General features: G+C 59.6%; 26 protein-coding genes. 17 read left to right on the top strand and 9 right to left on the bottom strand.

What is annotated here, in order from left to right:
- Positions 1-8: 8 nt before the first annotated feature.
- The 3 genes from astA to astB are packed head-to-tail and all read left to right on the top strand — an operon-like array spanning position 9 to position 4015.
- Positions 9-1142 carry an arginine N-succinyltransferase gene (gene astA, locus RVM24_RS13135; RefSeq protein WP_374813682.1) on the top strand — a complete coding sequence of 378 codons (1134 nt, stop codon included), beginning with the start codon at positions 9-11 and terminating at the stop codon, positions 1140-1142.
- 43 nt (positions 1143-1185) lie between these two features.
- Positions 1186-2661: a succinylglutamate-semialdehyde dehydrogenase gene (gene astD / locus RVM24_RS13130; RefSeq protein ID WP_431474169.1), complete on the top strand. Its 1476-nt coding sequence runs from the start codon at positions 1186-1188 to the stop codon at positions 2659-2661.
- A 13-nt stretch (positions 2662-2674) separates the two neighbouring features.
- A complete protein-coding gene (gene astB / locus RVM24_RS13125) occupies positions 2675-4015 on the top strand; it encodes an N-succinylarginine dihydrolase (protein ID WP_431474168.1) in 1341 nt (446 codons plus the stop codon).
- A 9-nt stretch (positions 4016-4024) separates the two neighbouring features.
- On the opposite strand, the gene RVM24_RS13120 is transcribed toward astB, so the two are convergent.
- On the bottom strand, positions 4025-4660 hold the full coding sequence (locus RVM24_RS13120) for a TetR/AcrR family transcriptional regulator (RefSeq protein ID WP_058090451.1): 636 nt from the start codon (positions 4658-4660) through the stop codon (positions 4025-4027).
- A 164-nt stretch (positions 4661-4824) separates the two neighbouring features.
- Here RVM24_RS13120 and RVM24_RS13115 point away from each other — a divergent pair, with 164 nt between their 5' ends.
- Both RVM24_RS13115 and RVM24_RS13110 read left to right on the top strand, forming a co-directional pair.
- The gene (locus RVM24_RS13115) at positions 4825-5907 is read left to right on the top strand and encodes an efflux RND transporter periplasmic adaptor subunit (RefSeq protein ID WP_286921457.1); all 1083 of its coding nucleotides are present in this window, start codon (positions 4825-4827) and stop codon (positions 5905-5907) included.
- Positions 5907-8933: an efflux RND transporter permease subunit gene (locus tag RVM24_RS13110; RefSeq protein WP_286921456.1), complete on the top strand. Its 3027-nt coding sequence runs from the start codon at positions 5907-5909 to the stop codon at positions 8931-8933. The genes RVM24_RS13115 and RVM24_RS13110 overlap by 1 nt, the downstream gene beginning before the upstream one ends.
- 24 nt (positions 8934-8957) lie before the next feature.
- Here RVM24_RS13110 and RVM24_RS13105 read toward each other — a convergent pair whose 3' ends face one another.
- From RVM24_RS13105 to RVM24_RS13080, 6 genes are all read right to left on the bottom strand, one after another.
- Positions 8958-10010, bottom strand: coding sequence for a succinylglutamate desuccinylase (locus RVM24_RS13105; RefSeq protein ID WP_286921455.1), 1053 nt, complete (start codon positions 10008-10010; stop codon positions 8958-8960).
- Positions 10011-10225: 215 nt separating this feature from the next.
- Positions 10226-10948, bottom strand: a complete 723-nt coding sequence (locus RVM24_RS13100) for an ABC transporter permease (RefSeq protein ID WP_061330597.1) — start codon at positions 10946-10948, stop codon at positions 10226-10228.
- Between the two features lie 2 nt (positions 10949-10950).
- Positions 10951-11655: an ABC transporter permease gene (locus RVM24_RS13095; RefSeq protein WP_072676328.1), complete on the bottom strand. Its 705-nt coding sequence runs from the start codon at positions 11653-11655 to the stop codon at positions 10951-10953.
- A gap of 51 nt (positions 11656-11706) precedes the next feature.
- Positions 11707-12459: a transporter substrate-binding domain-containing protein gene (locus tag RVM24_RS13090; protein WP_230715591.1), complete on the bottom strand. Its 753-nt coding sequence runs from the start codon at positions 12457-12459 to the stop codon at positions 11707-11709.
- An 87-nt stretch (positions 12460-12546) separates the two neighbouring features.
- On the bottom strand, positions 12547-13317 hold the full coding sequence (locus RVM24_RS13085) for an ABC transporter ATP-binding protein (protein ID WP_230715589.1): 771 nt from the start codon (positions 13315-13317) through the stop codon (positions 12547-12549).
- Between the two features lie 154 nt (positions 13318-13471).
- Positions 13472-14233 carry an FCD domain-containing protein gene (locus tag RVM24_RS13080; protein WP_072678128.1) on the bottom strand — a complete coding sequence of 254 codons (762 nt, stop codon included), beginning with the start codon at positions 14231-14233 and terminating at the stop codon, positions 13472-13474.
- A gap of 226 nt (positions 14234-14459) precedes the next feature.
- Here RVM24_RS13080 and RVM24_RS13075 point away from each other — a divergent pair, with 226 nt between their 5' ends.
- From RVM24_RS13075 to RVM24_RS13045, 7 genes are all read left to right on the top strand, one after another.
- Positions 14460-14885 carry a GlcG/HbpS family heme-binding protein gene (locus tag RVM24_RS13075; protein ID WP_431474167.1) on the top strand — a complete coding sequence of 142 codons (426 nt, stop codon included), beginning with the start codon at positions 14460-14462 and terminating at the stop codon, positions 14883-14885.
- 15 nt (positions 14886-14900) lie between these two features.
- Positions 14901-16388, top strand: coding sequence for an FAD-linked oxidase C-terminal domain-containing protein (locus RVM24_RS13070; RefSeq protein WP_431474166.1), 1488 nt, complete (start codon positions 14901-14903; stop codon positions 16386-16388).
- A complete protein-coding gene (gene glcE, locus RVM24_RS13065; protein ID WP_431474165.1) occupies positions 16381-17448 on the top strand; it encodes a glycolate oxidase subunit GlcE in 1068 nt (355 codons plus the stop codon). Before RVM24_RS13070 ends, glcE begins: the two co-directional genes overlap by 8 nt.
- Positions 17449-17450: 2 nt before the next feature.
- The gene (gene glcF, locus RVM24_RS13060) at positions 17451-18659 is read left to right on the top strand and encodes a glycolate oxidase subunit GlcF (RefSeq protein ID WP_431474164.1); all 1209 of its coding nucleotides are present in this window, start codon (positions 17451-17453) and stop codon (positions 18657-18659) included.
- Positions 18660-18767: 108 nt separating this feature from the next.
- Positions 18768-19205 (top strand): DUF4124 domain-containing protein, encoded by a 438-nt coding sequence (locus RVM24_RS13055; RefSeq protein WP_431474163.1) that lies wholly within the window; start codon positions 18768-18770, stop codon positions 19203-19205.
- 76 nt (positions 19206-19281) lie between these two features.
- Positions 19282-20481, top strand: coding sequence for a multidrug effflux MFS transporter (locus tag RVM24_RS13050; protein ID WP_431474162.1), 1200 nt, complete (start codon positions 19282-19284; stop codon positions 20479-20481).
- A 72-nt stretch (positions 20482-20553) separates the two neighbouring features.
- A complete protein-coding gene (locus RVM24_RS13045) occupies positions 20554-21426 on the top strand; it encodes a hypothetical protein (RefSeq protein ID WP_431474161.1) in 873 nt (290 codons plus the stop codon).
- On the opposite strand, the gene rhtB is transcribed toward RVM24_RS13045, so the two are convergent.
- Complete coding sequence (gene rhtB / locus RVM24_RS13040; protein ID WP_431474160.1) at positions 21413-22033, bottom strand: homoserine/homoserine lactone efflux protein; 621 nt, start codon at positions 22031-22033, stop codon at positions 21413-21415. The two genes, RVM24_RS13045 and rhtB, sit on opposite strands and share 14 nt — an antisense overlap.
- Positions 22034-22108: 75 nt before the next feature.
- Here rhtB and RVM24_RS13035 point away from each other — a divergent pair, with 75 nt between their 5' ends.
- The 5 genes from RVM24_RS13035 (at position 22109) to RVM24_RS13015 (ending at position 25921) form a co-directional block, all read left to right on the top strand.
- Entirely contained in the window at positions 22109-22264 is a 156-nt protein-coding gene (locus RVM24_RS13035; RefSeq protein WP_431474159.1) for a hypothetical protein, read from the top strand.
- Positions 22265-22404: 140 nt separating this feature from the next.
- The gene (locus RVM24_RS13030) at positions 22405-23154 is read left to right on the top strand and encodes a ParA family protein (protein ID WP_431474158.1); all 750 of its coding nucleotides are present in this window, start codon (positions 22405-22407) and stop codon (positions 23152-23154) included.
- 49 nt (positions 23155-23203) lie between these two features.
- Positions 23204-23875: an alpha/beta hydrolase gene (locus RVM24_RS13025; protein ID WP_431474157.1), complete on the top strand. Its 672-nt coding sequence runs from the start codon at positions 23204-23206 to the stop codon at positions 23873-23875.
- 19 nt (positions 23876-23894) lie between these two features.
- Positions 23895-24461 (top strand): NADPH-dependent FMN reductase, encoded by a 567-nt coding sequence (locus RVM24_RS13020; RefSeq protein ID WP_431474156.1) that lies wholly within the window; start codon positions 23895-23897, stop codon positions 24459-24461.
- A 59-nt stretch (positions 24462-24520) separates the two neighbouring features.
- Positions 24521-25921, top strand: coding sequence for a sodium:solute symporter (locus tag RVM24_RS13015; protein WP_431474155.1), 1401 nt, complete (start codon positions 24521-24523; stop codon positions 25919-25921).
- On the opposite strand, the gene RVM24_RS13010 is transcribed toward RVM24_RS13015, so the two are convergent.
- Positions 25918-26541, bottom strand: coding sequence for a hypothetical protein (locus RVM24_RS13010; protein WP_431474154.1), 624 nt, complete (start codon positions 26539-26541; stop codon positions 25918-25920). The genes RVM24_RS13015 and RVM24_RS13010 overlap by 4 nt on opposite strands.
- Positions 26542-26571 lie beyond the last annotated feature (30 nt).

The raw sequence follows: 26571 nt of genomic DNA, 5'->3' as shown, positions 1-26571 counted from the left end.
GGCGTAACATGCTTTTGATTCGCCCGTTGCAGGAAAACGATCTTGATGATCTTTATGGCATGGCCCAGAACGCCGGCAAAGGGCTGACCACCCTGCCGGCAGACCGGGAACTGCTGCAACGCAAGATCGAGCGCACCCGGGAATCCTTTAACCAGCGTTGTGCCCCGGAAGCCGGGCTGTACCTGTTTGCCCTGGAAGAGACCCAAAGCCGAAAAACGGTTGGCATCAGCGGCATCGAAGCCCGCGTGGGGCTGGAAGAGGTGTTCTACAATTACCGGCTAAGCGTTACGGTGAATGCCTCGCGGGAGCTGGGCGTGCATGTACGCACCCCCACCTTGCACCTGTCCAACGATATGACGGACACCACCGAAATCTGTTCGCTGTTGCTGGCCGGAGGTTATCAGGGAGGAGGTAACGGCTTGTTGTTATCCCGCTGCCGGTTCATGTTCCTCGATGACTTCCGCAAGCACTTCTCGGAAAAAGTCTTTGCCGAGATGCGTGGCGTGTCTGATAAAGACGGTCGCAGCCCGCTTTGGGATGCCCTTGGCAGCAAGTTCTTTGACATGGAATTCAGCCAGGCGGACATGCTCTCTGGCCTTGGCAACAAGTCCTTTATTGCCGAGCTGATGCCCAAGTACCCGATTTACCTGCCGATGCTGCCGGAAGAGGCGCGGGCGGTCATCGGCATGGTGCATGATAATACCCGGCCGGCATTGAAAATGTTGCAGGCAGAAGGTTTCAACTTTAACGGCATGGTGGATATTTTTGATGGCGGGCCGGCGGTGGAGGCGTTCGTGAACAACATCCGAACCGTGCGGGAATCCATCAATCGCCACGCCATGGTGGTCAATAAACCCATGAACCTGGACGTGCCACCGGAACAGCGCGTGATGATTTCAAACCGGTCGTTCCGGGACTTCAGGGTAACCACCCTGCCCATGGACTGCATCGGGCCGGATACCGTGAGTATTCCCCGCGACGTGGCGGAAGCCCTGCTGATCGAGTCCGGAGATCCGGTTCGCCTTGCGCCCTTGAAGGAAAGCGCTTTGTCACCCATTCATACACTAAAGGGCCAGGAAAGTGAGGACGAGAAAATTCTCGACCGGGTGCGCCATTATCGTAACCGGCATGGTCAGGATTAGCGCTGAAGCCGCTGACAAATTCCCTAATTGGAGGTGAGGAACAATGGCAAACCTGTCAGGCAATCTTTTTATAGACGGGCTGTGGATTCAGGGCCACGGGCAGCCATTTGAATCGTTACAGCCGGTCACGGGTGAGACTGTCTGGGACGGCAACGGCGCTAACCTGGAAGATGTAGACGCCGCCGTTCGCGAGGCCCGGGCTGCATTTGCAGCCTGGCGGCGGAAGAGTTTTGCCGAGCGCCAGGCGGTGGTGGAGGCGTTTGCCCAGCAGTTGGAAGCCAACAAAGAGGCCCTGGCCCATCAGATTGGCCTGGAGACCGGCAAGCCGCTGTGGGAATCCCGCACCGAGGTGGCGGCCATGATTGGCAAGGTGCCCATTTCCATCCGGGCTTACAACGAACGTACCGGGCACTCAGAGTCGGATGTGGCCGGAGGACATGCGGTGCTGCGGCATCGGCCCCATGGCGTGGTGGCGGTGTTCGGCCCTTACAACTTTCCTGGCCATTTGCCGAACGGCCATATTGTGCCGGCCCTGCTGGCGGGCAACACCGTGGTGTTCAAGCCCAGTGAGCTGACACCGGGCGTTGCCGAAATGACCGTGCGTTTCTGGGAAAAGGCAGGCCTGCCGGATGGCGTCATTAACCTGGTCCAGGGCGGGGCTGATACCGGCATATGCCTGGCCCGCCACCCGATGATCGACGGTCTGTTCTTCACCGGCAGCTCCAATGTTGGTCATCTGCTGCACGAACAGTTTGGCGGCCAGCCGGAGAGAATCCTGGCGCTGGAAATGGGCGGAAACAACCCGCTGATTGTGCAGAACGTGGCGGATGTAGACGGTGCAGTTCATCACACCATCCAGTCTGCGTTTTTGTCGGCGGGCCAGCGCTGCACCTGTGCACGCCGTCTGCTGGTTCCCAAAGGCAAGAAAGGGGATGAGTTCCTGGCCCGGCTTGTAGACGTTGCCTCCCGTATTCAGGTGGGCGATTTTGATGCGGAGCCCCAGCCGTTCATGGGCTCGGTCATCTCGGCCCAGGCGGCCGAAATGCTGCTGCAGGCCCAGGCCGATATGCTGGAGAAAGGCGCCAGTTCCCTGCTTGAGATGAAGCAGCTGAAGCCGGGCACAGGCTTGTTGTCACCAGGTATTGTCGATGCCACGGAGGTGGAGCTGAAGGATCAGGAATTCTTTGGCCCGCTGCTGACGGTATACCGCTACAAGAGTTTTGACGATGCCCTGGAGCTGGCCAACAACACCCGTTTCGGGTTGTCGGCGGGCATTCTGAGTGACGACCGCAAGCTGTATAACCGGCTGGTGGAAGAGGTGCGCGCGGGCATTGTGAACTGGAACCGGCCGCTGACCGGGGCCAGCAGTGCGGCACCGTTTGGTGGTGTGGGCGCCAGCGGCAACCATCGCGCCAGTGCCTATTACGCGGCGGACTACTGCGCCTGGCCCATGGCCTCGCTGGAGGCTGGCAAGAGTGAAATGCCAGATACCCTGGCGCCCGGCCTGACATTTGACTGACAGGAAGCCTGCTATGGTGAAACACGCGGTTGAAGCGAATTTTGACGGGCTGGTGGGCCCCACCCATAACTACGCAGGGTTGTCCTGGGGGAATGTGGCGTCGAAATCCAACGTGAACTCGGTGGCCAATCCCAGAGAGGCCGCCTTGCAAGGGTTGGCCAAGATGAAGCAGTTGGCTGACCGGGGCTACGTTCAGGGCGTCTTGCCGCCCCATGAGCGGCCACACCTGCCAACACTGCGCGCCCTCGGGTTTACCGGTAATGACCGGCAGGTGCTGGAGCAGGCCGCGAGTACAGACCCCTCCATTCTGGCCGCGGTGTCGTCCGCATCTGCCATGTGGACCGCCAATGCGGCGACGGTGTCCCCCAGTGCCGATACCAAAGACCATCGGGTACATTTCACTCCGGCGAATCTAAGTGCCAAGTTTCACCGGTCCATCGAGCACCGGGTGACCGGCCGCGCCCTGAAAGCCATTTTTACTGACGAAAGCTACTTTGCCCACCATCCGGCCTTGCCCTCGGTCAGCCACTTCGGGGATGAGGGTGCGGCCAACCATACCCGGTTGTGCAGTCGTTATGGTGAACCCGGTGTGGAATTGTTTGTGTATGGCCAGATAGCCTTCAACGAGCAGGCCCCGGCGCCGGTCAAATACCCGGCCCGGCAAACCCTGGAAGCCTCCAGGGCCATCGCCCGGCTGCATGGGCTGAGCGACCGCCACGCGGTGTTTGCACAGCAGAACCCTGCCGCCATTGATGCCGGCGTGTTCCACAACGATGTGATTGCGGTGGGCAACGGCAACTGCCTGTTCTACCACGAACTGGCGTTTCTGGAGGAAGACCGGGTGCTGGCGGAACTGAGCGAACGGCTGACTGGGGCTGCGCTTGAGGCCGTTCGGGTGTCTGCCAATGAGGTGCCCATCGAAGACGCGGTAGCCTCGTACCTGTTCAACAGCCAGCTGCTGAATACCCCGGACGGCATGTTGCTGGCGGTACCCGGTGAGTGCCGGGAAGTGCCATCGGTAAGCCGTTACCTGGATCAGCTGGTCAAAGGCGATAGCCCCATCACCAGCGTCGAAGTGTTCGATGTGAAGCAGTCCATGAGAAACGGAGGTGGGCCCGCCTGCCTGCGTTTGCGGGTGGTGTTGAACGATGAGGAGCTACACGCCATCAACCGGGGCGTAATTCTGACCGATGCGCTTTATGACCGGCTGGTAGCCTGGGTGAATGCCCATTACCGGAGTGAGCTCGACCAACAGGACCTGGCAGACCCGATGCTGCTGGAGGAAGTCCGCAAGGCCCTGGACGAACTCACCGGTATTCTGGGGCTGGGTTCTATTTACGATTTCCAGTTGTAGCGAGCGTCGCTACTGGCTGGCGATGGAGCGGGTCAGCATATCCATGGTGTGGCGAATCAGGGCATCGGCGGGAAAGCTGCCGGCCTGAGTGGCTTCTGATTGGCAAAGCATGATCACGCCGTGCAGGGCGCCCCGCAGGTACAGGGCCGTTTGTGCCGGTGAGCTGATGCGCTCCCGGCTCATGGTGCCGTCTTCCAGGCCGGTGTGAATAGCGGCCGTCATCAACTGCATCAGCTCGTTCTTGGAGCAGAGCATTTCCCGGGTCTGCTCTTCGTCGGCATCGGCGATGGCGGTAGACGCCTTGGTGAGCGCCGAGAAATAATCCGGTTCTTCCAGGTAAAAGCGATAGTAAGCCTCCCCCATGGCGCGGATCTGCGCCAGACCTGTCTCGGCTGAACCAAGCGCGTTTTCGAAACGCGTCACCAGGCTTTGGCCTGCCCGCAGCATGATCCCGCGCTGAATGGCCGCTTTGTCCTTGAAATAGACGTACAGCAGTGCCCGGCTCAGACTTGCCGTGCGTGCAATGTCGTCCATGGACGTGCGCTCATAACCCTTCTCGGAGAACACCAGCTCAGCGGCATTCAGAATGGCGTCGTACCTTGCCTGTTTTTCCCGTTCCCGTCGTGACTTCAGGGGTTCGTTCATGGTGTTCCCGGCTTCCTGTGCGATGGCTGCATGATACCTGAAAGTGAATGGAAACCGATTATTGACAATTTGTCAAAGAATGACATGATGTCGGAAAACAAACGGCGGTTTCCGAAGGAATGGAGGCCAACAATCAATCTTTTCAGGGAAAGGGGCTGAATATCATGTCTCTCATCAAGCGCGGTGCGCCATTCTCCTTTGCCAGCCTGGCGCTGGTGGTTCTGGTTCTCTCTGGTTGCCGTGGTGGCACTGCCGATGCCCCCTCGGAGGCTGCGGTGTCTGTACGCGTGGCGGAGGTGACCGGCGGACAGGTGGAAGAAATCCCCTTACGGTTCTCCGGCATTGTCCGGGCTGCCCAGCGGGCCACCCTCACGTTCCAGCTCAGCGGCACCCTCCGGGAGCGCCCGGTAGAGTTGGGGCAGAATGTGAAGCCGGGGGATGTGTTGGCACGCCTCTACAATCCCGCCCTGGAACCGGCCCGTGATTCTGCCGCTGCACGATTGGAAGAGCTGAAAACCCAGTTTGATCAGGCCCAGCGGGAATGGGAGCGTTCCAGCCGGCTGCACCAGCGTGGTGTGGTGTCGGAACAGAACCTGGAACAGATCGCCGCCCGTCGGGATTCCCTGAGAGCCAGTATGGCCACAGCGGAAGCCTCACTGGCGGAAGCCACCCGCTTGCTGGAAGAAAGCGTATTGAAAGCGCCGTTTGCCGGTCAGGTGGAAGCCTTGCTGGTGGAGCGTGATGAATTTGTGTCTGCCGGCCAGCCGGTGATTCGATTGTCGTCACCGCTGGGGCGGGAAGTGGAGGTGCGTGTGCCTGCCCATCTGCTCAGCCACGTACGCGTGGGGCAGGAGTTGCCGGTCTGGTCTGTACAGAATCGCAACCGGGACGCGGAAACCGGCACCGTGATTGAGATTGCCCAGGGTAGTTCCATTCGCGGTGAGCTGCACCCGGTTTTGGTGAGCCTGCCGCCCCAGTCCCTGGGTTCCGGCGAACCGGTCGAGGTGGGTATCACACCGGTGCGGGCCTCCGCCATAACCGTGCCTTTGCTGGCGGTGGTGCGAAATGACTCGGGCACCAGTGTGTTCCGGGTGGACGACGCCATTGCGCGGCAGGTGCCGGTTAAAATCGACCGGGTGATTGGTGAGCGGGTGATGGTGCACCCGGGCGAATTGCAGGCGGGTGACCAGGTAGTATACGCCGGCACTACCCGGCTGGTAGATGGTGACCGGGTGGAGATCCGCTGATGGCCCGCCAACTGCTGAACTATCAACGCTTGCTGGGCATGGTGGTGACCATGCTTTGCCTGTTGGGTATTGCGGCCTACAGCACCATGCCCCGGCAGGAAGACCCCTCGTTTCCCTATCGTGCCGGCATGATTACCGTCAGTTATCCCGGTGCCAGTGCCGAGGCGGTTGAGCGCCTGGTATTGCGGCCACTGACCGATGAACTGCGTCAGGTGGAGGAACTGGATTTCAGCTTCGGTACCGCCCGCACCGGCGTGGCGCTTTCCCGCCTCAAACTCCGGGACCATATCTACGATACCGACCCCGCCTGGGACCGTGTGCGACAGGCCATGGAGCGGGCCCGGCAGGACTTTCCGGACGATGTTGGCCAGATGACCCTGGATGATCGGCTGATTGATATTCCCGCCGTGGTGATTGCCGTGGGTGGCTCGCCCTCGGTAACCGAACTTTCGAAAGTGGCCGAACGCCTGAAACAGAACCTGTCGGATATTCCCGGTATATCCCGCATCGAGCTTGAGGGGGATGCCGACGAACAGATCACCCTGGCCCTGGACGACGCCGCACTGTTCCGCCTGGGCATTTCTCCGAAACGGGTGCTGGACACCCTGGCCCAGCGCAACCAGACCATTCCCGGCGGCTTTGTGGTGGTGGACGGCAAGCGACTGTCTGTGTTGCCCAACACCGAATTCGCTGACATAGATGATATTCGCGCAACCCCTATCGAACTGCCGGACGGCTCCCAGGTGCCTCTGGCCGCCGCTGCCGAAGTGTGGCGAGGCCCGGCGGAACCCCGGCAACCGGAAACCTGGTTTGATGGTGAGCGAGTGGTGCTGCTGTCCATCATCATGGAAGAGGGCAGTACCGACGCGATTCGCTTTGGCGAGCGTATCCGCGAGCGGGTGGAGCAGGTTCGGGGCGATTTCGAACCCTATGAAATCCGGGAGATGTTCTTCCAGCCAGACAAGGTTGCCGAACGCCTGGTGAACCTGGCCTGGAGCCTGGTGTTGTCGGTTTTGATTATCGTTGCCGTGGTGTTCACCGGTATGGGCATTCGCATGGGCCTGCTGGTGGCCTCGATACTGCCGATGGTGGCGCTGATCAGCGTGGGCCTGTACGACCTGGGCGGCGGAGTGCTGCACCAGATTGCGGTGATCGGCATGGTGATTTCCCTGGGTATCCTGATCGACAATGCGATTGTCATTGTTGAGAACATTCAGGGTCATCTGGACGAGGGCATGCGTCGCCTTGATGCCCTGAAACAAGCGGTTGGCGAGCTGGCCGGCCCGCTCGGTGCGTCCACTGGTACCACACTGGCAGCCTTTGCACCCCTGCTGATGGCCAAGGGCGGCGCGGCGGATTTCACCCGGGGTGTGCCGGTGATGATCATGCTCACCCTGTCGGTCAGTTACCTTCTGGCCATTTCAGCGGTGCCCCTGCTGGCGGCCCGTTTCCTCAAACCCCGCAGAAACGTGCAGGGTGATCGCCTGATCGGGTTGGCGCGCTTTCTGGGCAGGCTGGTGTTCCGGTATCCCGGGCGCCTGATCATCCTCGGCGCAGGGCTGGTCACCATCAGTCTTTCCATGACCCCGTTCATGGCGCAACAGTTCTTCCCCAATGCGGACCGGCCCCGGGTGATCGTGGAGCTGTACATGCCGGAGGGCACCGACCAGGCCCGCACGGCGGAAGTCGCCGAACGCCTGGAGCGGGCTATTCGCACCCAGCCAGAAACCTTGGAAGTTCATCGCTTTGTCGGCTTCGCTGGCCCGGCTTTCTACTACAACCTCCAGCGCTCGCCCCAGTCCCCTAATCGGGCCCGCCTGGTGGTGCGCACACCCACCCTTGCCAATACCACCGATCTGATCCATTGGGTCAGGAATGAAGTAGCGGTGTCCATGCCAGAGGTGGATATCTCTGCGGGCATCCTCGGCCAGGGGCCGCCCCGGACCGCACCGGTGGAAGTCCGGGTTTACCATGCCGACGACGCCACCCGCACCCGGGCGACGGAGCAGGTGTTCTCCGCGCTGAGGCGTATTGAAGGTACCGTGGACGTGCGTAACGACCTGGATATCGGTGTGCCCAGCATTGCCATCAACGTGGACGACGCCACCGCCGCCCGTTATGGCCTGAGCCGGGCGGATGTCGCCCAGAGCCTCTACGGCCAGAGCTTCGGTGCGGTGGCTGAGCGTTATCGCCAGGAAGATGACCCGATTCCCATGATCCTGCGTTCCCGCGAGGGTACCTCCCTGTCGCTGTCCCGGCTGTTGTCCGTCAACACCTACAACGACCGGGGCGATGCCGTACCGTTATCCGCTGTCGCCACCGTGGAAACCACCTGGGAGCCGGCTGCCAGATACCTGCGCAACGGCGTTCGGGTGAACACCGTGAGTGCCAACCTGGAAGACGGCTACAGCTTCAGCCAAGCCCTGGATGGCTTGAATGCGGCTCTTGAGAATCAGCCGTTGCCCGCCGGCACGCGGCTGGAAATGGGGGGCGATGCCGAAGGCTCCAACGACGCCAACACAGCACTGTTGAAAGCCGCGCCCATCGGCATGTTGTTGCTGTTGTTCTTCCTGCTGCTGCAGTTCAACTCATTCCGGCGGGTGGGGGTGATTCTGCTGACCGTGCCGCTGGCGACGGTGGGCATATTCCCCGGGCTTGTGTTATCCGGCTCGCCGTTCGGGTTTCAGTCGCTGCTGGGAGTGATTGCGCTGGTGGGAATTGTGGTGAACAACGCCATCGTGCTGCTTGATGTGATGGACCGGGAACTGGAGCGGGGCAGGGCCATCCGCGATGCCGTTCGTACCGCCGTTGAACGCCGAACCCGGCCGATCCTGTTAACCACGGCCACTACGGTTGCCGGATTGCTGCCCCTGGCATTCTCCAGCTCCACCCTGTGGCCGCCCATGGCCTGGGCCATTATCTCTGGCCTGCTGGCCTCAACGGTACTGACCCTGCTGGTGATCCCGTCTGTGTGCACCAAACTGATCAAACTGCCAGTGGCCGAACCGGAAAACGCCCCGGCCTGAGCCTGACCGGGGCCGGGTAACGAACTACCTGGCCCCAAAACTTCCCTTAGCCCGAATCATCAAACCCACCCGCTGGCCAACCGGCACCGCCCGGTTCGGGAACACAATGGCCTCCGGCGCCGTGCCCACCTGATAACGGGTTTCGTCGTCTTCCCAGATCACCGTGCCCGGCTGGTATTCGGTAAAATTCGCCACATCATCCGGCACATGAAACCGGAACGCCGGCCCGGTATTCAGAATCTCGTGCACCACCTCAAACACCGTCAGATGATCAAACGGCGCCTGAACCGCAGGCGCCGGCTGGCCACAAAACCGCCGCCGAAGCCCCCGCTCGATCCCCCTGAACCGCCGCAAATCATTCTTGCCAAACGGCTCCACCTTGCCTAGCTCCACGGTAAAACTCTCAGCGTTCAGCAGGCTGGCCGTGAACGACGAAAACACCGTCGACTCCCGGTGCTGCAACAACAGCGTCTCCACCTCCGCCTCCAGCAGAAACTCACACTGTGCCGCCGGTACCGACCGACCCTCCACAAACGGATACAACGCAAACCGCTCCCGCTTCGACGGCCGAATCGCCGTGTGCAAATCATAATGACTCAACGCCAGCCCCTGATGCGCCATCGCAAACTGCCGACACATCTCCTCCAGAAACCGCGCCCGCGCTGCCTCCGGCAGGCCCTTATATTCCGGCTTACTGTGAGCCCCGTTAAACAGCCGGTTCATGTTCACATCCACAAACCGCTCCCCGGCCAACATCGCCACCGGATTCCCCAACATCAGCAACGCCGGACAAGCCAACTGCCACTGCCCGGCAAACAATTCCGACACCAACCCGTTCAACACCTCAATCGGCGCCGTCTCATTACCGTGCACCCCGGCCGAGATAATCAACGCCTCCTTGTTCGGATTCTCCCGCCCCGCTGGCGGTGTCAGCCACAAAACACCATTGGCCTTACGGGAAACCTGCGTGCCGTCTGGGAGTTGGTGTTTGGTTTCGGGTAAATCGGAAGACGCGCTGGCCAGCGTATGGGCCAGCCAGTCGGGGTGGAAGTCAAAAAGATGATTTGAAGCGCTCATAGACTCCCCGCAAGGAAAGGCGTGAATCCCCTGAATGAGTTTGGAGTCAGACGGCGGAGCAGGCTTTCCGGGAATCTTGGAGGCCATGGATGGCCGGAACGAAGCGCACACGGACGTGCTTGTAGCGTTTCCCGGAAAGCCTGCTCCGCCGGCTGGCCATGCACCAAAATTCAATATAAACGCCGCTAGCGGGGCCCGGCACCAAAAGCCAGAACTCAGGAGTTTATAGGCCTCTGATGCCGCAAAAGATGGTTTTCCAGTTTGCGGAAAACGAACACCAGCATAAACGTCAAAGCCATGTAGCAAAGCGCCACAAAAATAAACGCCTCAAAAGGAGCATAAAACCGCGAATAAATGTTCCGCGCCGCCCCCGTCAAATCCACAATCGTCACCACACTGGCAATCGCACTCGCATGAAGCATAAAAATCACCTCATTTGAGTACGCCTGCACCGCCCGCCGCGCCGCATTGGGCAGAATAATCCGCCGCATCCGCAACAGCCAGTTCATGCCATAGGCCTTGGCCGCCTCAATCTCGCCATTGGGCGTCGCCACAATCGCTCCCCGGATAATCTCCGTGGTATAGGCCGCCGTATTCAGCGTAAAGGCCAACAGGGCAGGGTAGAAAGGCTCTCGGAAAATCGTCCACCAGAAGGTCTCATGGATGCCCGGAATCTGCGCCACCCCGTAATAGATAATGTATAGCTGAATCAGCAGCGGCGTGCCCCGGAACAAATAGGTGTACAGCCAGATTGGACCAGACACAAACGGATTGCGCACCGTACGCAGAATCGCCAGGGGAACCGCAACCACCAGGCCAATCACCAGCGACAGAAACACCAGCTGCACGGTGGTCACCATGCCATCCCAGTATTCCATCATGGTCATGGCATTGAAGATATCGTTCGTGTTCAACCATTCGGCAATGAAATCAGGCATCCTCAATTCCCCCGAACCACGCCGACATTGGCCCGCTTGTCGAGCCACTTGATGAACAACTCAGAGCCTGCCGTCAGCGCCAGGTAAACCGCCGCCACCGGAATAAAGAAGTGGAACGGCATGCGCTCGGCCTTGGCGGCTTCTTCCGCCACCCGCACCATATCGGTCAGGCCGATGATCGACACCAGAGCGGTGGTCTTCAACAGCACCTGCCAGTTATTGCCGATACCAGGCAGGGCATGGCGCAGCATCTGCGGAATCATCACCCGCCGGAAGGTGTGCCAGCGGGAAAAGCCGTAGGCCTTGGCGGCCTCGATCTGGCCGGTGTCTACCGCCAGAAAAGCGCCCCGGAAGGTTTCCGTCATATAGGCGCCAAAGATCAGCCCGATGGTCACCACGCCAGAGATGAACGGATCGAACTGGAAGAAAAAGTCGATTTGCCGGGTTTCCCATAAATAATCGGATAGCGCGTTCACCGCCACCTGGCCGCCGTAGTAGAACAACAGCATCATCACTAGATCGGGCACGCCGCGAATCAGGGTGGTGTAAGCGGTTGCCACGCCGGTCAGTACCCGGTTGCCAGAGAGTTTGGCAGAGGCGCCAAGCAACCCCAGGGTGAGGGCGAGAGCGAGCGAGAGGAAGGCCAGCTCAATGGTGACCACCGCCCCCTCGGCGAGGGCCGGGCCGTAGCCTTTCAGATCAAGCATGGGGAATTCCGGAAAGCGGGGAGCAGCCAACAGGCTGCTCCCGGGGTCAGTTTAAATCTTGATGTCGTAGCTGAAGTACTTCTCCATGATGGCATCATAAGTACCATCTTCTTTCAGCTTCTTGAGTGCAGCGTTGATATCTTCGGCCAGCTGGGTGTCACGCTTGCGCATGGCAACGCCCACACCGTCACCGAGTTTTACCGGTTCGCCAACCTCCTTGTAGCCTTCGCGGTTAAGGATGGTCTGCTCACCCACTGGGTAGTCAACAAAGACCGCGTCCAGACGATTGCCTTCCAGGTCCAGAACCATGTCTTCAGCGGTGGTGTAACGCTTGATGGAAACCACGCCGCCCATGTTCTCGGTTACGTAGGTGTCCATGGTGGTGCCACGCTGCACACCGATGTTTTTGCCCTTCATGGCGTCCATGTCGGTTACGTCGGTGTTGAAGGAGTCAGGGCCGAACCAGCCGCCTGGAGTGATGTAGTACGGCTCGGAGAACAGTACACGCTCGGCGCGCTCAGGGGTGATTGACATGGATGACATGATCAGGTCGAACTTGCGAGCCAGCAGGCCCGGGATCATGCCGTCCCACGCCTGGATGACAAATTCACAGTTGGCGTTCAGTTCTTCACACATGGCGGTAGCCAGTTCCACTTCGAAACCGGTCAGCTCGCCGTTCTCGTCGCGGTATTCGAACGGCTCGTAGGGGATATCAAATGCAATGCGCAGGTTCCGGTCCTGAGCCTGAGCGGTGCCGGCGATCATAGCCAGAGCACAGCTTGCTGCAACAATCAGTTTTTTCATGTGTCACTTCTCCAGTAAGTTGCCGTTATGGCTTTATTCTTTATGGAAGTTTCTATTCCGTCTCCGGTTTCAAGATAGCACCGGAGTTCAGAACTTGGGAGCAAGAAACTGCTTCATGCGTTCGGAATCCGGGTGGTCAAAGACCTTGTCCGGCGAACCCTGCTCCTCAATAACGCCCTGATGCAAGAACAGGACCTGAGTGGACACATCCCTTGCAAACGCCATCTCGTGGGTGACCACGATCATGGTGCGGCCTTCCTCGGCCAGACTCTGCATAACCTTCAGTACCTCGCCCACCAACTCTGGATCGAGAGCAGAAGTGGGCTCATCAAACAGCATCACTTCCGGCTCCATGGCCAAGGCACGGGCGATGGCTGCGCGCTGCTGCTGGCCGCCGGACATCTGGGCCGGGTAGTAATCTTTGCGTTCGTAGATGCCCACCTTGTTAAGGTAGGCCTCGGCCCGCTCAATGGCTTCTTTCTTGGGGATCTTGAGAACATTTACCGGTGCTTCAATGATGTTCTCCAGCACCGTCATGTGGCACCACAGGTTGAAGCTTTGGAAAACCATGGACAGCCGCGCGCGGATCAGTTCCACCTGGCGATTGTCGGCCGGAATGCGCTCGCCCTTGCGGTTGTTTTTGAACCTGATTGGGTCACCGTGCACGATAATGTCGCCAGAGGTAGGCGTTTCGAGCAGGTTGATGCAGCGCAGGAAGGTACTCTTGCCAGAGCCTGAACTGCCGATCAGCGAGACCACGTCGCCTTTGCGGGTTTCCAGAGAAACGCCCTTGAGGACTTCGAGTTTGTCAAAGGTCTTGTGGATGTCCCTGCAAATCAGAGGCGCTGATTCCGCCATGGGGTGACTCCTGGGGCTGTCATACAAAGGCGCACGTTTTACGGACTGTTGGCGTGGAAATCAATACCGCTTTGTTGGATTTTGGTGAAAATCGAAGCACTTGCCTGTAGGTCATTCTGGCCTAATCAATGATCATTGCAAACAATTTTACACCTCACGGTGAGCCTGAATCGTTCAGCAGATCCGCGAGATCTTCCGGGGCGGGGATGCGCAGCAATTCGTCTCCTTCCTTTTCCATTTCCTTCATGGTTTGCCGCACAAAACGAACGTGGGCGGTGGCCACTTTGCGTGCCTGGTCAGGTTTACCGGCCATGATGGCCTCGTAGAGCTGCCGGTGCTGGCCCATGATTTTCCGGCGCATGTCTTCTTTGGGGTTAAGGTTAGACACCGAGGCCTGAACGGTCAGCAGCATCATGTTTTTCAAGCCGCTCAGAATGTGCACCAGGATCGGGTTGTGGGAGGCCTCCACAATGGCATGGTGAAAGCCGTGGTCCGGTCGGGCGTTGCTCAGCGGGTCTGTGCTTTCCAGCGCGCGGAATGCCCGGGTCAGCCGGTGCCGGTCCAGATTGGTGGCCCGCTGTGCCGCCAGAAAAGCGGCCTGGCCTTCCAGCTGCTCCCGCACTTCCAGCAGGTCATAGAGTGTGCGGGTATGGCCCTGATAGAGGTACATCAACGGGCTGTTCGCGCCCTGTACGCCGGACTCCGGCACGATGCTGGCAACAAACGAGCCCTTTCCGTGGCGGGTTTCAATGACACCCCGGGCCTGTAATTCGTGCAGAGCCTCGCGCACCACAGATCGGGAAACCCCAAGTTTGGTTGATAGCTGCCGTTCCGAGGGGATCTTCTGCCCTGGCGCCAGGCCGCCTTCCAGAATCAGGTGCTCAAGCTTATAGGAAATTTCTTTGGATATGCCCATGATCTTATTGCTGGTCTGACCAGTTTCGGGTTGTACGGATCCGTTTTTACTGAGACTGCCTGTACCGCCAAACTTCATGAATGGCGGGAGGTTACGAATTATTCCATGTTTCGGGATTTAACAAACTGGTAGGACCAGTTGCTAAAACGATAGACGATCTCTGCGCTGATGGCGAGTATTCTGAGGTTTGTAGAACCTGAAATTGTACGTCAGCGAGGTTGAAGCCATGTTAACCATCCATCGCCTGGATCTTGAAGATGCCCGGCTCCTGATCAAAGGCGCCAGCGAAAAGGCCCGCGACATCGGTGTTCCCATGTGCATTGCGGTAGTAGATGAATCCGGCAATCTGGTGGCGTTTGAACGCATGGATGGCGGCAAAACCACCAGTGTCATTATCGCCCAGGACAAAGCCTTTACGGCCGCCGCCGCGCGCAAAGCCACCCACGAATACAACGCGGCCAACGTGCCGGGCAATCTGGCCTTCGGTATTCATACCGAAGTGGGTGGCCGTTTAAGCACGGTGGGCGGGGGCTTGCCAGTGCTGGCGAATGGCGAGGTGGTTGGCGGGATTGGTGTGAGTTCAGGCACCCCGCAACAGGACATGGATTGTGCCCAGGCGGGTATCGACTACTTTGAACAACAGCGCCAATAACAATCAGAGAACGTTATGACAACCACATCACATGCCAGCAAACCGGGGTTAACTAAAACGGAGTTGGCGGAACAGCTCCGGGCCTTTATCGACCCGGAGTTTGTCATTACCGATGACGAAACCCTCAAGCCCTATGAGTGCGATGGCTTGGCCATGTACCGGGAAATGCCCATGCTGGTGGTGCTGCCCGAGACCGTAGAACAGGTGCAGCGGGTCATGCGAATCTGCCACGAACACGGCGTGCCCGTGGTGGCCCGCGGTGCCGGTACAGGTTTGTGCGCAGGGGCCATGCCCCATAAAGAAGGCGTGGTGCTGTCGCTGGCCAAGTTCAACCGGATTCTGGAAGTTGACCCGCTGGCCCGGACGGCCCGGCTGCAGCCGGGCGTGCGGAACCTGGCCATCAGCGAAGAGGCCGCCCAGTTCGGCCTGTATTACGGGCCGGACCCGTCATCCCAGATTGCCTGCACCATTGGCGGTAATGTGGCGGAGAACTCTGGCGGCGTGCACTGCCTGAAGTACGGGCTGACCGTCCATAACCTGCTGAGTGTCGAAATCGTCACCGCAGAAGGTGACCGGGTAACGGTGGGCAGCGACGGGCTCGACAGCTGTGGTATGGACTTGCTGGCACTGCTGACCGGCTCCGAAGGGCTTCTGGGTGTGGTCACGGAGGTGAAGGTCAAACTGTTACCCAAGCCGGAAGTGGCGCAGGTGATCATGGCCGGTTTCGACAGTGTTGAGAAAGCTGGCGATGCGGTCGGTGGTGTCATAGCCCATGGCATCATTCCCGGTGGTCTGGAAATGATGGATGGCCACGCCATTATTGCCGCCGATGATTTTTGCCAGGCGGGCTACCCGAGAGACGCCAAGGCCTTGCTGCTGTGCGAGGTGGATGGCACCGAAGAGGAAGTGCACGAACACATTGCCGAGGCAGAAGCGGTGTTCCGGAAACTGGGCGCCACGTCTATCCGCACGTCCTCCAGCGAGGCTGAGCGTGCGCTGTTGTGGAAAGGCCGTAAATCGGCATTCCCGGCGGTTGGCCGAATCTCACCGGACTACTACTGCATGGACGGCACCATTCCGCGCCGACACCTGGCCAAGGTGCTTCTGGAAATGGAGAGCATGTCCGAGCGGTTTGGCCTGCGGGTGGCCAATGTGTTCCACGCTGGCGACGGCAACTTGCACCCGTTGATTCTGTTTGATGCCAATGTGCCCGGTGAGTTCGAGAGTGCCGAGGCTTTCGGCAGCGCCATCCTGTCTCTGTGTGTGGAAGTGGGCGGCTGCATAACCGGCGAACATGGCGTGGGTGTGGAGAAAATCCGCCAGATGGCCGTGCAGTTCAACGACGAAGAATTGCAGCAGTTCCACGATGTAAAAGCCGCCTTCGACCCCACCGGCATCCTGAATCCGGGCAAGGGCGTGCCGACGCTGCGGTTCTGCCAGGAATATCGCTCTATCGAACATAAGCAACACAACCACGAACAGGCGGGTGCCAGCCATGGCTGATCAGATTCAACAACTGCAGGAGCAGGTGCTTCAGGCCCGGCAGAACGGAAACAAGCTGAATATTGTTGGCGGTGGCAGCAAGGCGTTCATGGGCCGTGAGCCAAGCGCAGACGCCGACACCCTGAGCCTGGCCGGCCACACGGGCATTGTGGAGTATCACCCGGTTGAGCTGGTGCTGACGGTGCGGGCCGGCACACCCCTTAAAGATATTGAAGAAGCGCTGGCGGCAGAAGGCCAATGTCTGCACTTTGAACCGCCTCGTTTCACTGAGTCATCCACCATTGGCGGCACGCTTGCCTGTAACCTGTCTGGCCCCGCCCGCCCCTGGACAGGATCGGTGAGGGATCAGGTGCTGGGCATTCGGCTGCTGAACGGCAAGGGTGAACACCTCCGTTTTGGTGGCCAGGTGATGAAAAACGTGGCCGGTTATGATGTGTCCCGGTTGCAGGCTGGCGCAATGGGCACCCTGGGCTTAATCACCGAGATCAGCCTGAAAGTGATGCCGAAACCGGCGGCGTCCGTCACCCTGGTTCAGGATATGGCCATGGATGAGGTGATCGACTACATGAACCGCCGGGCCGGCGAGCCTAAGCCCATCACCGGCGCCTGCTGGGTGGATGGCAAGGTGTACCTGCGTTTGTCTGGCGCACGTTCGGCTGTAGAGGCCACCGCCGAGAAATGGTCTGGCGATGTATTCGACGACGGTGACCGCTTCTGGCAGCAGATCCGGGATATGCAGCATGGGTTCTTCTCCGATGCCGAGGCACCCCTCTGGCGCTTTTCAGTGGGATCAACTGCGCCCGCCGCTGATCTGCCCGGCCCCTGGCTGATGGACTGGGTGGGTGGCCAGCGCTGGTATCGGGGTGACGCCTCGCTTGCCGACATGGAAAAGCTGGCGCGGTCAGCGGGTGGCCAGGTCAGCCTGTTCCGCGGCGGCGACCGCCAGGGTGAGGTGATGCAATCGCCACCAGAAGCGCTGAAAACCATCCAGCGCCGCGTAAAAAACTCGTTTGACCCCGACGGCCTGTTTAATCCCGGCCGCCTTTATAGTTGGTTGTAATCATGCAAACGAATCTGGTTCAGCAATTTGCCAATACATCCGAAGGCCAGGAGGCGGAAGAGATCCTCCGGGCCTGTGTGCACTGCGGTTTTTGCACCGCAACCTGCCCCACCTATCAGGAACTGAACGACGAGCGAGACGGCCCCCGTGGCCGGATCTATCTGATGAAGATGTTTCTGGAAGGCGGGGAAGTGACAGAGAAGACCCGGGAGCACCTGGACCGCTGCCTGACCTGCCGCAGCTGCGAGACGACGTGCCCCTCAGGTGTCCAGTATGGTCGTCTGGTGGATATCAGTCGTGGCTTGCTGGAAGAGGAGCTGCCCCGCAAGCCGAAAGAAAAATGGCTGCGCTGGGCGCTCACCCGGGTGTTACCCCATCGCCGGTTGTTCGGCTTGCTGCTGAGGGCCGGGCAGGCATTCCGGCCGATGCTGCCGGAAAAGCTCCGCACCAAGGTGCCGCCGCGCCGGCAGGCCAGCCCCTGGCCAGCTTCAAACCACAACCGCATTGTGCTGGGGCTTGCCGGATGCGTGCAGCCTTCGGCGGCCCCCAACACCAATGCGGCGACAGCCCGGGTACTGGATAAACTCGGCATTACCCTGGTGGAAGCGCCCCAGGCTGGCTGTTGTGGCGCGGTCAATTACCACCTCTCGGAGCACGAGCGCGGCCTGGAGCAGATGCGCCGGAATATCGATGCCTGGTGGCCGGCCATTGAGGCGGGGGCGGAAGCCATCGTGATGACGGCGTCTGGCTGCGGAGCCATGGTACAGGATTACGGCCATCTGCTCAGGGACGACCCGGTCTACGCCAACAAGGCCCGGAAAGTGAGCGAACTGTGCACCGATCTGGGCGCCTTTATGCTGAAGGAGGATCTGGAGCCCCTGAAAGCCAGTGCCCAGGCGGGCAAAGTGGCCTTCCATTGCCCGTGTACCCTGCAGCACGCCATGAAGCAGAACGGCGTGGTGGAGCAGGTGCTGACCCGTGCCGGCATTGACCTGGCCGCCACGAAAGACAAGCACCTGTGCTGTGGTTCGGCGGGAACCTATTCGATCACCCAGCCGGAGATGAGCCAGAAACTGCTGAGTAACAAGCTGGAAGCGTTGACCATGGATGATCCGGTGCGGATTGTGACCGCCAATATCGGTTGCCAGCTGCATCTGGAGTCCCGCTCAGACGTGCCCGTTCAGCATTGGATCGAGCTGCTGGACCGGTGACACGGTTCCTGCAAAACCGCTCTGCATCGGTTATAGTCTGAACCGGTGCCAGGTTTCTGCCTGGCACCGGCACACTCGAGCACCAACAACTTCACAGGATGTGAACCCATGCCAAGGATCAAGGCCCTGCCGTTTTGCCTATGTCTTTTCCTCTCGCTGCCGGCTCAGGCGGAAATCTATCGCTGGACCGATGCCAACGGCTCCATTCACTTTTCCGATACGCCGCCGATGCTGGACGAGCACCATCGGGTGCAGGTGCGACCGCCCACCACCATGCCGATGGCAGAGAATATCCGGCAGTCTGACCGGGTAACCCGCAACCGCAAAGAGCTGGACCGGCTGCTTTCGCCTGACAGCAAGAATCGTTACGCCAAATCTCAACAGGCGGAGGAAGCCCGTACTCGGCAGTGCGAGCAGTACCGCAAGCAACTGGACCGTTTGCAGGCGAGACTTCGCGCCGGTTACGGCAACGATCGGGGCAACAGTCTGCGGCAGCGGCGCCGGGAACTGAGCCAGACCTATAGCCGTGAGTGTGTACTGAATTAGTTGGCTTTCGGAAAGCGCTGATTGTCAGGCGACCGATATTATTGTTAGCTATCTACCTTGTCTCTGGAGGTAGATCTTGTCGCATTTTCAGCTTGCACTTCTACTTGGTATGACCGTCGCACTTGGGCCCCTGGCCCTGGATGCCTACCTGCCCGCGTTTCCGGAAATTGCCCGGAATTTTGCTATTCCCCATGCCGATGTGGGCCTTACGCTGAGCGCCTATGTGGCAACTCTGGGCATGGCCCAATTGGTGGGCGGGCCGTTGTCTGACCGTTATGGCCGCCGCAACATCCTGTTTATCGGACTGGCGGTGTTTGCCCTGGCCAGCCTGATGGTCGCACTGGCGGATAACCTTTCCAGCATGATTGCCTGGCGGGTGGTCCAGGGTATTGGCGGTGCATTCTGTGCGGTGTCGGTACCCGCGATTGTGAGAGATCAGGTGGGTGGCCAGGAAGCAGCCAGACTGTTCGGATTGATCGGGCTGATCATGTTTATTGCCCCTGCGGCGGCTCCGTCTCTTGGCGCCCTGATGCTTGCGCTGGGTGACTGGCACTGGATCTACGTATTCCTGGCGGCCTACGCGTTCTTCCTGGCCGTGGTCCTGCAACTGGCCCTGTTTCCCCGGCTCAAACCCCGGCCACGGGCAACCACACCGGTCAAAACCCTGGTGACCAACTATATGCTGGTGCTCAAGCATCGCACCACCATGCGTTTTGTCGGTATCCAGGTGATGTGTTTCAGCAGCATGATGCTGTTTATCACCCATTCTTCGTTTATCTATCAGGAGTGGTTCGGGCTGTCGAACAGCACGTTCTCCGTTCTGTTTGCCGCCAATATCGGAGTGATGGCAGCGCTCAACCTGATTAACCGTCCGCTGCTGCGCACCTTTTCTTCCGTGGTGCTGTTAAGGGTGCAGGTCATCATCCAGTTCGTGATGCTGGTGGGTCTGGTGTCGGTGGTGTTGCTGGATGGGCCCTTGTGGGCGGTAGCCGGATTTATTATCGCGGCGGTAGGTTGCCAGGGTGGGATTGTGCCGAACAATATGGCCAACGCCCTTGAATTCTTTCCCCACATGGGGGGTACGGCCGCGGCCATGCTGGGGGCGTCCCAGTTCACTCTGGCCGGTGCGATCAGTGCCTTGTCATCGGCCTTTGGTGGCGAGGCTTTGCTGCCTATTACCCTGAGCATGCTGGCCTGTTCGGTGGGGGCCGTTTTGTTGTCTTTGGGAGCGCCGGCAGCGGTAGCCCGGGAAAAGGCCGCAGAACAGTCAGCCTGACGGTCAGCTCCCGAGACTATCTTTGCTGACAGCATGGTCGGGCGACCATGCTTTCGTAGATAATGTTGGGTTATGAAACTTATCCTGAGCCGCAAAGGCTTTGACAGTTCTGCCGGTGGTTGCCCGAACCCCGTGTTTCCGGACGGACGTGTTCTGGCGCTTCCGATTCCGGATGATCAGTCGCCTATCCGGTATAGCCAGATTCAGCACGATGGCCAAAGCATTGGCCCCCTGGTATCCCAGCTAACCGGCCGCTCTGGCTTCTCTCGAACAGGCGCCCACCTGGACCCGGATCTGATCGAGGATGCCTATCCCCGGCTGCCAGGCTGGCGCCCGATACTCGGTCAGCACGGCTCGGCCCAGGCTCATCTGGCCAACCACGGTGTGGGGCCCGGCGATCTGTTTCTGTTCTTTGCTTTGTTCCGGCAGGTGGAGCGGTATCGCCGGCGCTGGCGCTTTGTGCCGCAAAGCCGGCCGTTTCACGCCATATGGGGCTGGTTGCAGGTGGGGGAGGTCTGGCCAGTTTACGAGGCGGCGCCCGTGCCGGAATGGGCGGCGTACCACCCGCATCTGCACGGCAAACGATCCGCTCACAACTGCCTGTATGTCAGTGGCGACAGACTGCAGATTCCCGGCCTGAGCGGGGAGTTGCCCGCTGCTGGGGTGGTGTCATTCCTGGACGAGCGGCACCGATTGACGGCGGCAGGAGCGGCAAACGTGACCGACTGGCGGTTGCCGGCGGCTTTTATGCCAGGAGCCGATAGCGTGCCGCTGAGCTATCACCAAAAACCCGAGCGCTGGCGCCCGGATGGCTCCCCGGAATACTGTCGCCTGAAAAGTGCGGCACGGGGGCAGGAGTTTGTGTTGGACCTGGAACAGTATCCGGGAGTTAGTGAGTGGTTGCTTTCTCCCGGACTATTGACAGAGAAGGTCAGGCACGCTTGAAGCTCGCCAGTGCCACGGCCGCCGTCACAAATAGCCCGCCGAATAACCGGTTCATTTGCCGTTGTCGCATGGGCGTTGTCATGAACCGGAACAACTGGCTGGCCAGCAGGGCGTAGCCCACCATCACCAGGATATCGACAATAATCAGTGTGGTGCCCATGGTAGCCAGCTGCTGACCATGGGGCGTGCCGGCCACCAGGAATTGCGGGAACAGAGCGATCAGAAAGATCGTGGCTTTCGGGTTGGTGAGGTTCACCAGTGCGCCATTCCAGAACTGCTGGCGCGGGCTGAAGCCGGACAGGTCTGCGCGGGATGCCTGCACCGGTTCTTCACGCCATTTCTGGATGCCCAGCCAGATCAGGTACGCCACACCGATCCATTTGATGACCATCAGGGCGGTATTGGATGACGCCACAATGGCGCCCAGGCCTGCGCCCACCAGCACAATCTGCACGCCATAACCGAACTGCTGGCCGGCGATGGTGGGCAGGGATTTGCGCACGCCATAGCGCAGACCGCTGCTCATGGAATTAACCGCGCCGGCACCGGGAGAAACGCTGATCAGAAGGGCTGCGACCAGAAATGTGAGCCACACAGTGAGTGTCATTGCTTACGCTCGTGAAATTCAGGAAAGTGGTATAATACGCACCGTAAAAACCTAGCCAAACGAGGAGAAACCGAAATGGCGAAGAAACAGGCGAAAGCCACACAGCACAGCGCTGTGCAACGGGAACTGAGAACACCAAAGTACCAGATGCGCGTGGTTGAAGACAAAACCAAGTACAAGCGCAATCGGGACAAAACTGTGCGGATGGAGGGCTTCCGCAAAGCCGCGTGAGCGTGGTTTTACGAAAGCCCTTCATACTCGCGACACCCCCGTTCCAGCTGTTGTTCTGTCATAAAAGCTTCATAGAAGCCTGGCGGGTGGCTGTTATCCTGTAGTGTTTTCTGACACCAGACACGGCAGGAGCCCCCGTCATGAGAATTATTGCCTTCTACAGCCCCAAAGGTGGCGTGGGTAAAACCGCAGCGGCCGTCAATATGGCCTACCTGGCCAGCCGCGAGAACATCCGCACATTGCTTTGGGATCTCGACCCGCAAGGGGCTGCCAGTTTTTACCTGGCGGGTGCAGAAGTGGTCAAAGGCCGCAAACTCTCCAAACTGCTGGAAGGCAAATCTCCCATCGCCCGCTTCATCCATGAGGACGTATACCCCAATCTAGACTTTATCCCCGCCCATAGCAGCTTCCGTAACTTCGATATCAAGCTTGAACACGACGAAGGACACAACGTCCTGAAAGGCCTGTTGGCGCCGTTGTCTGAAGACACCAGTCTGGTGGTTCTGGACTGCCCGCCCACGCTCTCGCGCCTGACTGAACAGGTTCTTGAAATGGCCGACAAAGTCTATGTGCCGGTGGTGCCTACCTGGTTGTCACTCAACAGCTGGAACCAGTTACGGGAGTTTGTGAAAGACAAGAAGTTGGGTAACAAGAAACTGCGGCCGTTTTTCTCGATGGTGGACAGGCGCAAGAATCTGCACAGGGAAATACTGGAGCAGGCTACCGAGCTGCTTGGTACGCCGGTGAATGCGGCCGTTCCTTATGCCAGTGTGGTTGAGCGGATGGGAGAGGAGGGGCAACCGCTGGAACTGCTGGCGCCAAATAGCCCAGCCGCCGCAGAGTTTCGTAAGCTGTGGGTGAGTGTCCGGAAGGATCTTTGGGCCCGCTGACCGGGAAAGTGTTAAAGTCGCCGGTCTTCACCTGACTTCCGGAGGCCCGATGACAGCCCTGAATACCTTGCAAATCGATACCGGCGAGAACCCCCAAATCACCATCATCTGGCTGCATGGCCTCGGCGCCAGCGGCCATGATTTCGAACCCGTTGTTCCGGAGTTTCGTTTCTCCCGGGAGCAGCCCGTTCGCTTTATCTTTCCGCACGCACCTGAGCTGCCAGTAACCATCAACGGCGGCATGGTTATGCCCGCCTGGTACGACATTCTGGCCATGGATGTGGACCGTAAGGTGGATACTACGCAACTGCGCGCTTCTGCCGGGATGGTGGCTGAGCTTATCCAGCAGGAACGGGAGCGGGGCATCACCAGCGAGAACATCATTCTGGGTGGTTTCTCCCAGGGTGGCGCGGTGGCCTATGAGCTGGCGTTGAGTTACCCGGAGCGGCTGGGCGGCCTGTTTGCCTTGTCCACTTACTTTGCCACTGTAGACTCCATTCAATTAAGTGAGGCCAATCGGAAGCTGCCGATCTTTATCGGGCACGGCCGATTTGATCCGATTGTGGCAGAGCACCTGGGGCTGGCGGCGCAGCAAAAGCTGCAGAATCTTGGGTATGAGCCGGAGTATTACTGCTATGGTATGGAGCATAGCCTTTGTCTGGAGGAGGTGAGGGATTTGGACAGGTTTCTGTCCCGGCTTATCAGCAAAACTGAACAATGACTGAAGAAGGAAATCCGGTATGCCACTCAAGCTACAAACCATCATCTGCAGCACCCGCCCTGGCCGTGTTGGCCCATCCATCGCCGAATGGTTTAACGGTTTTGCGAACGAGCAGGGCAGTTTTGCCAGCGAACTGGTTGACCTGGCGGAGTTTAACCTGCCGGTTTATGACGAACCTAACCACCCCCGCCAGCAGAAGTACCAGCACGACCACACCAAGGCCTGGTCTGAGAGCGTCGCCAAGGCAGACGCCTACGTGTTTGTGATTCCCGAATACAACTTCTGCCCGCCGCCGTCGTTCATGAATGCGATTAACTACGTTTACAACGAGTGGAATTACAAGCCTTGTGCCTTTGTCAGTTACGGCGGTGTTTCCGGCGGCCTGCGTTCTGCGCAGATGGCCAAACAACTGGTTACGACGGTGAAGATGATGCCCATGGTTGAGAGCGTGATGGTGCAGATGCCCTGGGAACTGCTGGATGATAATCGCAGATTCCAGCCGGCAGACCACCACACCAGTTCGGGGGGCAGTATGCTGGCCGAGCTGGCCAAGTGGGCGGATGCGCTCAAAGCCATGCGCCAGTGAGTGGGCCAAGTGCCGACCCCGGAACCTGATCCGGTTAATACCGGCGGAGGAAGTGCGACTTGTTCTATCTAACGGTTGCCGTGCTCAGCGCGGCACTCCTTGGTTTTGCGGTTCTTGGTCTACGCGCACGACGGGCGGACGGTCTGCTGGATGACTATGTCACCGCTCGAAACTCTCAGAGTGCACAGGCCATCGGGCTATCGTTCCTGGCTTCGGGCATGGGGGCGTGGATTCTTTTTGCACCACCGGAAATTGGTGCGTTTGTGGGGCCTGTGGCGCTGGCGGGTTATGCGGTCGGCTCCGCGTTGCCGTTTCTGGTGCTGGGGTTCTATGGCCCTGCCATCCGCAAGCGGCTACCAGCAGGCCGGAGCATCGGCGAGTTTGCCGAGGCTTGTTACGGCGCCGGTGTCAGGCGCTGGGTGTCGATGGTTTCGGTCGCCTACATGGCCTGTTTCCTGGCGGCCGAACTCACCGCTATCGGCGCCATTGCCGCGCTGCTTTCTGATGTGCCGCCCGCATTGGTGGTTCTCGGCGTGGCGCTGGTCACACTGATCTATACCTCTGTCGGTGGTTTGAGGGCGAGTTTGGCCACTGACCGTTGGCAGGCCTGGTTGTTGTTGGCCCTGTTGCTGCTTGTGGGTGGTGTTGCCTGGTACTGGTTGCCCTCCATGCCAGCGGAGGCGGTCATGCCTTCTGTGCCTGTTGGCAGCGCGCTGTCTGTGGCGCTCACTCTGGTGATTGCGGTGACCGCCGCCAACCTGTTTCACCAGGGCTATTGGCAGCGGGTGTGGGCAGCTGAAACGGATAGTGCCCTTGGGCGCGGCGCGGTGTTGGGTGGCGTCAGCACGTTTCTGGTGGTGATGGCCATTGGTGGTCTGGGGATGCTGGCGGCCATGCATGCATTACCGCTGGGCGAGCCTCCCATTCCATTCTTCGCATTACTCTCCTCCGCACCGGCCTGGCTTGCTCTGCCAGCGCTGGTTCTGGCGGTGACGCTGGTGGCCTCCAGTGTCGATACCTTGCAGAACGCTATTGCTTCCATGGCGGTGGCCAGTTCCGGACGACGTGGCCTGTCAGTGCGTGCTGCCCGCTGGGCGACGGTGATACTGATGGTGCCGGTGATCTGGGTGGCGCTTCAGGGCTTCTCAGTGCTTCGGCTGTTTCTGATTGCAGACTTGCTGTGTGCGGCGATTGTGGTGCCGGTGCTGCTGGGATTGTGGCGCCGTATGTCGCCGCTGGCAGCGGTGGCTGGTGGCCTGGCCGGGCTGCTCGGTGCCGTGCTTCCTGGCTGGGTGAGCCAGGGCAGCTTCACCGCAGGGGCTCTGGCGGCGAGCTTTCCGGACAGTATTCCAACACTGGCACCGTTCCTTGGCGCCTTGCTGGCATCCAGCCTGGTCAGTTTGCTGATTGCCTGGTTGTATCCGGGTGCCCGGGCTCAGGAGGCTGCCGGGCGGCCTTAAACGGTCTCGCTCGCGGCCTCTTCTGCCAGCAGGCGATAGTCCGGGGTCAGTTGCCGGCGTAGCCAGAGGTCCGGTATCTGTTTGCGCAAGTGCCACCGCCCAAGGCGCTCGGCAAAACGGGTCAGCGGCGAGTTCCAGATGACCGCCAAGGCCATGGACTCATGGGCCAGATAGAGTGCCTTGCGGACGGCGGTCTGACTCACGGGCGCTTTGCGGAACAGCGTCTTGTTCCAGTCCGGTGTGGTGAAGTCCGGCCGTGGCATGATCCACGGCGGAGTGCGCTGGAATACCGTCAGCTTGCCGGCGCATTTGGCCAGCTCCGGTACGATCTGTACGGCGCTGGCACCCGTGCCGATCACCGCGATGCGTTTGCCCTTGAGGTCGTAATCATGATCCCAGGCGGCGCTGTGTATCTTCTTGCCCTCAAACTCGTCCAGGCCGGCAAAGCCGGCGCCGATAATCAATGCGTCGGCGGGCGGCTGCTGTTGAGCAAGCGGTTGGTTGTTCTTCATCAGGCAATCTCGTAAGCGGTGGTCAGGCGGTCGGGTGATAGGTGATGACAGGCTCCACTGAGTGTTTTTGATCTTTTCCAGCATGTTATCGAGATCAATCTTTGCCATGTCAGTCTCCTGGCTTGTGGGGAGTGTTAA

The organism is Marinobacter sp. KM021 (assembly GCF_050707965.1).
Lineage (GTDB): Bacteria > Pseudomonadota > Gammaproteobacteria > Pseudomonadales > Oleiphilaceae > Marinobacter > Marinobacter shengliensis.
Note: the sequence above shows the minus strand (reverse complement) of the source record. Positions and strands in the feature narration are given on the sequence as shown.

What these genes read in the sequence shown, in the direction of transcription:
- RVM24_RS13120 (WP_058090451.1), bottom strand. Translation starts at nt 4,660, where the DNA reads ATGAACGAACCCCTGAAGTCACGACGGGAACGGGAAAAACAGGCAAGG.
- rhtB (WP_431474160.1), bottom strand. Translation starts at nt 22,033, where the DNA reads ATGACACTCACTGTGTGGCTCACATTTCTGGTCGCAGCCCTTCTGATC.
- RVM24_RS13095 (WP_072676328.1), bottom strand. Translation starts at nt 11,655, where the DNA reads ATGCTTGATCTGAAAGGCTACGGCCCGGCCCTCGCCGAGGGGGCGGTG.
- RVM24_RS13090 (WP_230715591.1), bottom strand. Translation starts at nt 12,459, where the DNA reads ATGAAAAAACTGATTGTTGCAGCAAGCTGTGCTCTGGCTATGATCGCC.
- RVM24_RS13110 (WP_286921456.1), top strand. Translation starts at nt 5,907, where the DNA reads ATGGCCCGCCAACTGCTGAACTATCAACGCTTGCTGGGCATGGTGGTG.
- glcF (WP_431474164.1), top strand. Translation starts at nt 17,451, where the DNA reads ATGCAAACGAATCTGGTTCAGCAATTTGCCAATACATCCGAAGGCCAG.
- RVM24_RS13030 (WP_431474158.1), top strand. Translation starts at nt 22,405, where the DNA reads ATGAGAATTATTGCCTTCTACAGCCCCAAAGGTGGCGTGGGTAAAACC.
- RVM24_RS13115 (WP_286921457.1), top strand. Translation starts at nt 4,825, where the DNA reads ATGTCTCTCATCAAGCGCGGTGCGCCATTCTCCTTTGCCAGCCTGGCG.
- astA (WP_374813682.1), top strand. Translation starts at nt 9, where the DNA reads ATGCTTTTGATTCGCCCGTTGCAGGAAAACGATCTTGATGATCTTTAT.
- astD (WP_431474169.1), top strand. Translation starts at nt 1,186, where the DNA reads ATGGCAAACCTGTCAGGCAATCTTTTTATAGACGGGCTGTGGATTCAG.
- astB (WP_431474168.1), top strand. Translation starts at nt 2,675, where the DNA reads ATGGTGAAACACGCGGTTGAAGCGAATTTTGACGGGCTGGTGGGCCCC.
- RVM24_RS13080 (WP_072678128.1), bottom strand. Translation starts at nt 14,233, where the DNA reads ATGGGCATATCCAAAGAAATTTCCTATAAGCTTGAGCACCTGATTCTG.
- RVM24_RS13085 (WP_230715589.1), bottom strand. Translation starts at nt 13,317, where the DNA reads ATGGCGGAATCAGCGCCTCTGATTTGCAGGGACATCCACAAGACCTTT.
- RVM24_RS13045 (WP_431474161.1), top strand. Translation starts at nt 20,554, where the DNA reads ATGAAACTTATCCTGAGCCGCAAAGGCTTTGACAGTTCTGCCGGTGGT.
- RVM24_RS13070 (WP_431474166.1), top strand. Translation starts at nt 14,901, where the DNA reads ATGACAACCACATCACATGCCAGCAAACCGGGGTTAACTAAAACGGAG.
- RVM24_RS13010 (WP_431474154.1), bottom strand. Translation starts at nt 26,541, where the DNA reads ATGGCAAAGATTGATCTCGATAACATGCTGGAAAAGATCAAAAACACT.
- RVM24_RS13075 (WP_431474167.1), top strand. Translation starts at nt 14,460, where the DNA reads ATGTTAACCATCCATCGCCTGGATCTTGAAGATGCCCGGCTCCTGATC.
- RVM24_RS13100 (WP_061330597.1), bottom strand. Translation starts at nt 10,948, where the DNA reads ATGCCTGATTTCATTGCCGAATGGTTGAACACGAACGATATCTTCAAT.
- RVM24_RS13035 (WP_431474159.1), top strand. Translation starts at nt 22,109, where the DNA reads ATGGCGAAGAAACAGGCGAAAGCCACACAGCACAGCGCTGTGCAACGG.
- RVM24_RS13105 (WP_286921455.1), bottom strand. Translation starts at nt 10,010, where the DNA reads ATGAGCGCTTCAAATCATCTTTTTGACTTCCACCCCGACTGGCTGGCC.
- RVM24_RS13055 (WP_431474163.1), top strand. Translation starts at nt 18,768, where the DNA reads ATGCCAAGGATCAAGGCCCTGCCGTTTTGCCTATGTCTTTTCCTCTCG.
- RVM24_RS13020 (WP_431474156.1), top strand. Translation starts at nt 23,895, where the DNA reads ATGCCACTCAAGCTACAAACCATCATCTGCAGCACCCGCCCTGGCCGT.
- RVM24_RS13025 (WP_431474157.1), top strand. Translation starts at nt 23,204, where the DNA reads ATGACAGCCCTGAATACCTTGCAAATCGATACCGGCGAGAACCCCCAA.
- glcE (WP_431474165.1), top strand. Translation starts at nt 16,381, where the DNA reads ATGGCTGATCAGATTCAACAACTGCAGGAGCAGGTGCTTCAGGCCCGG.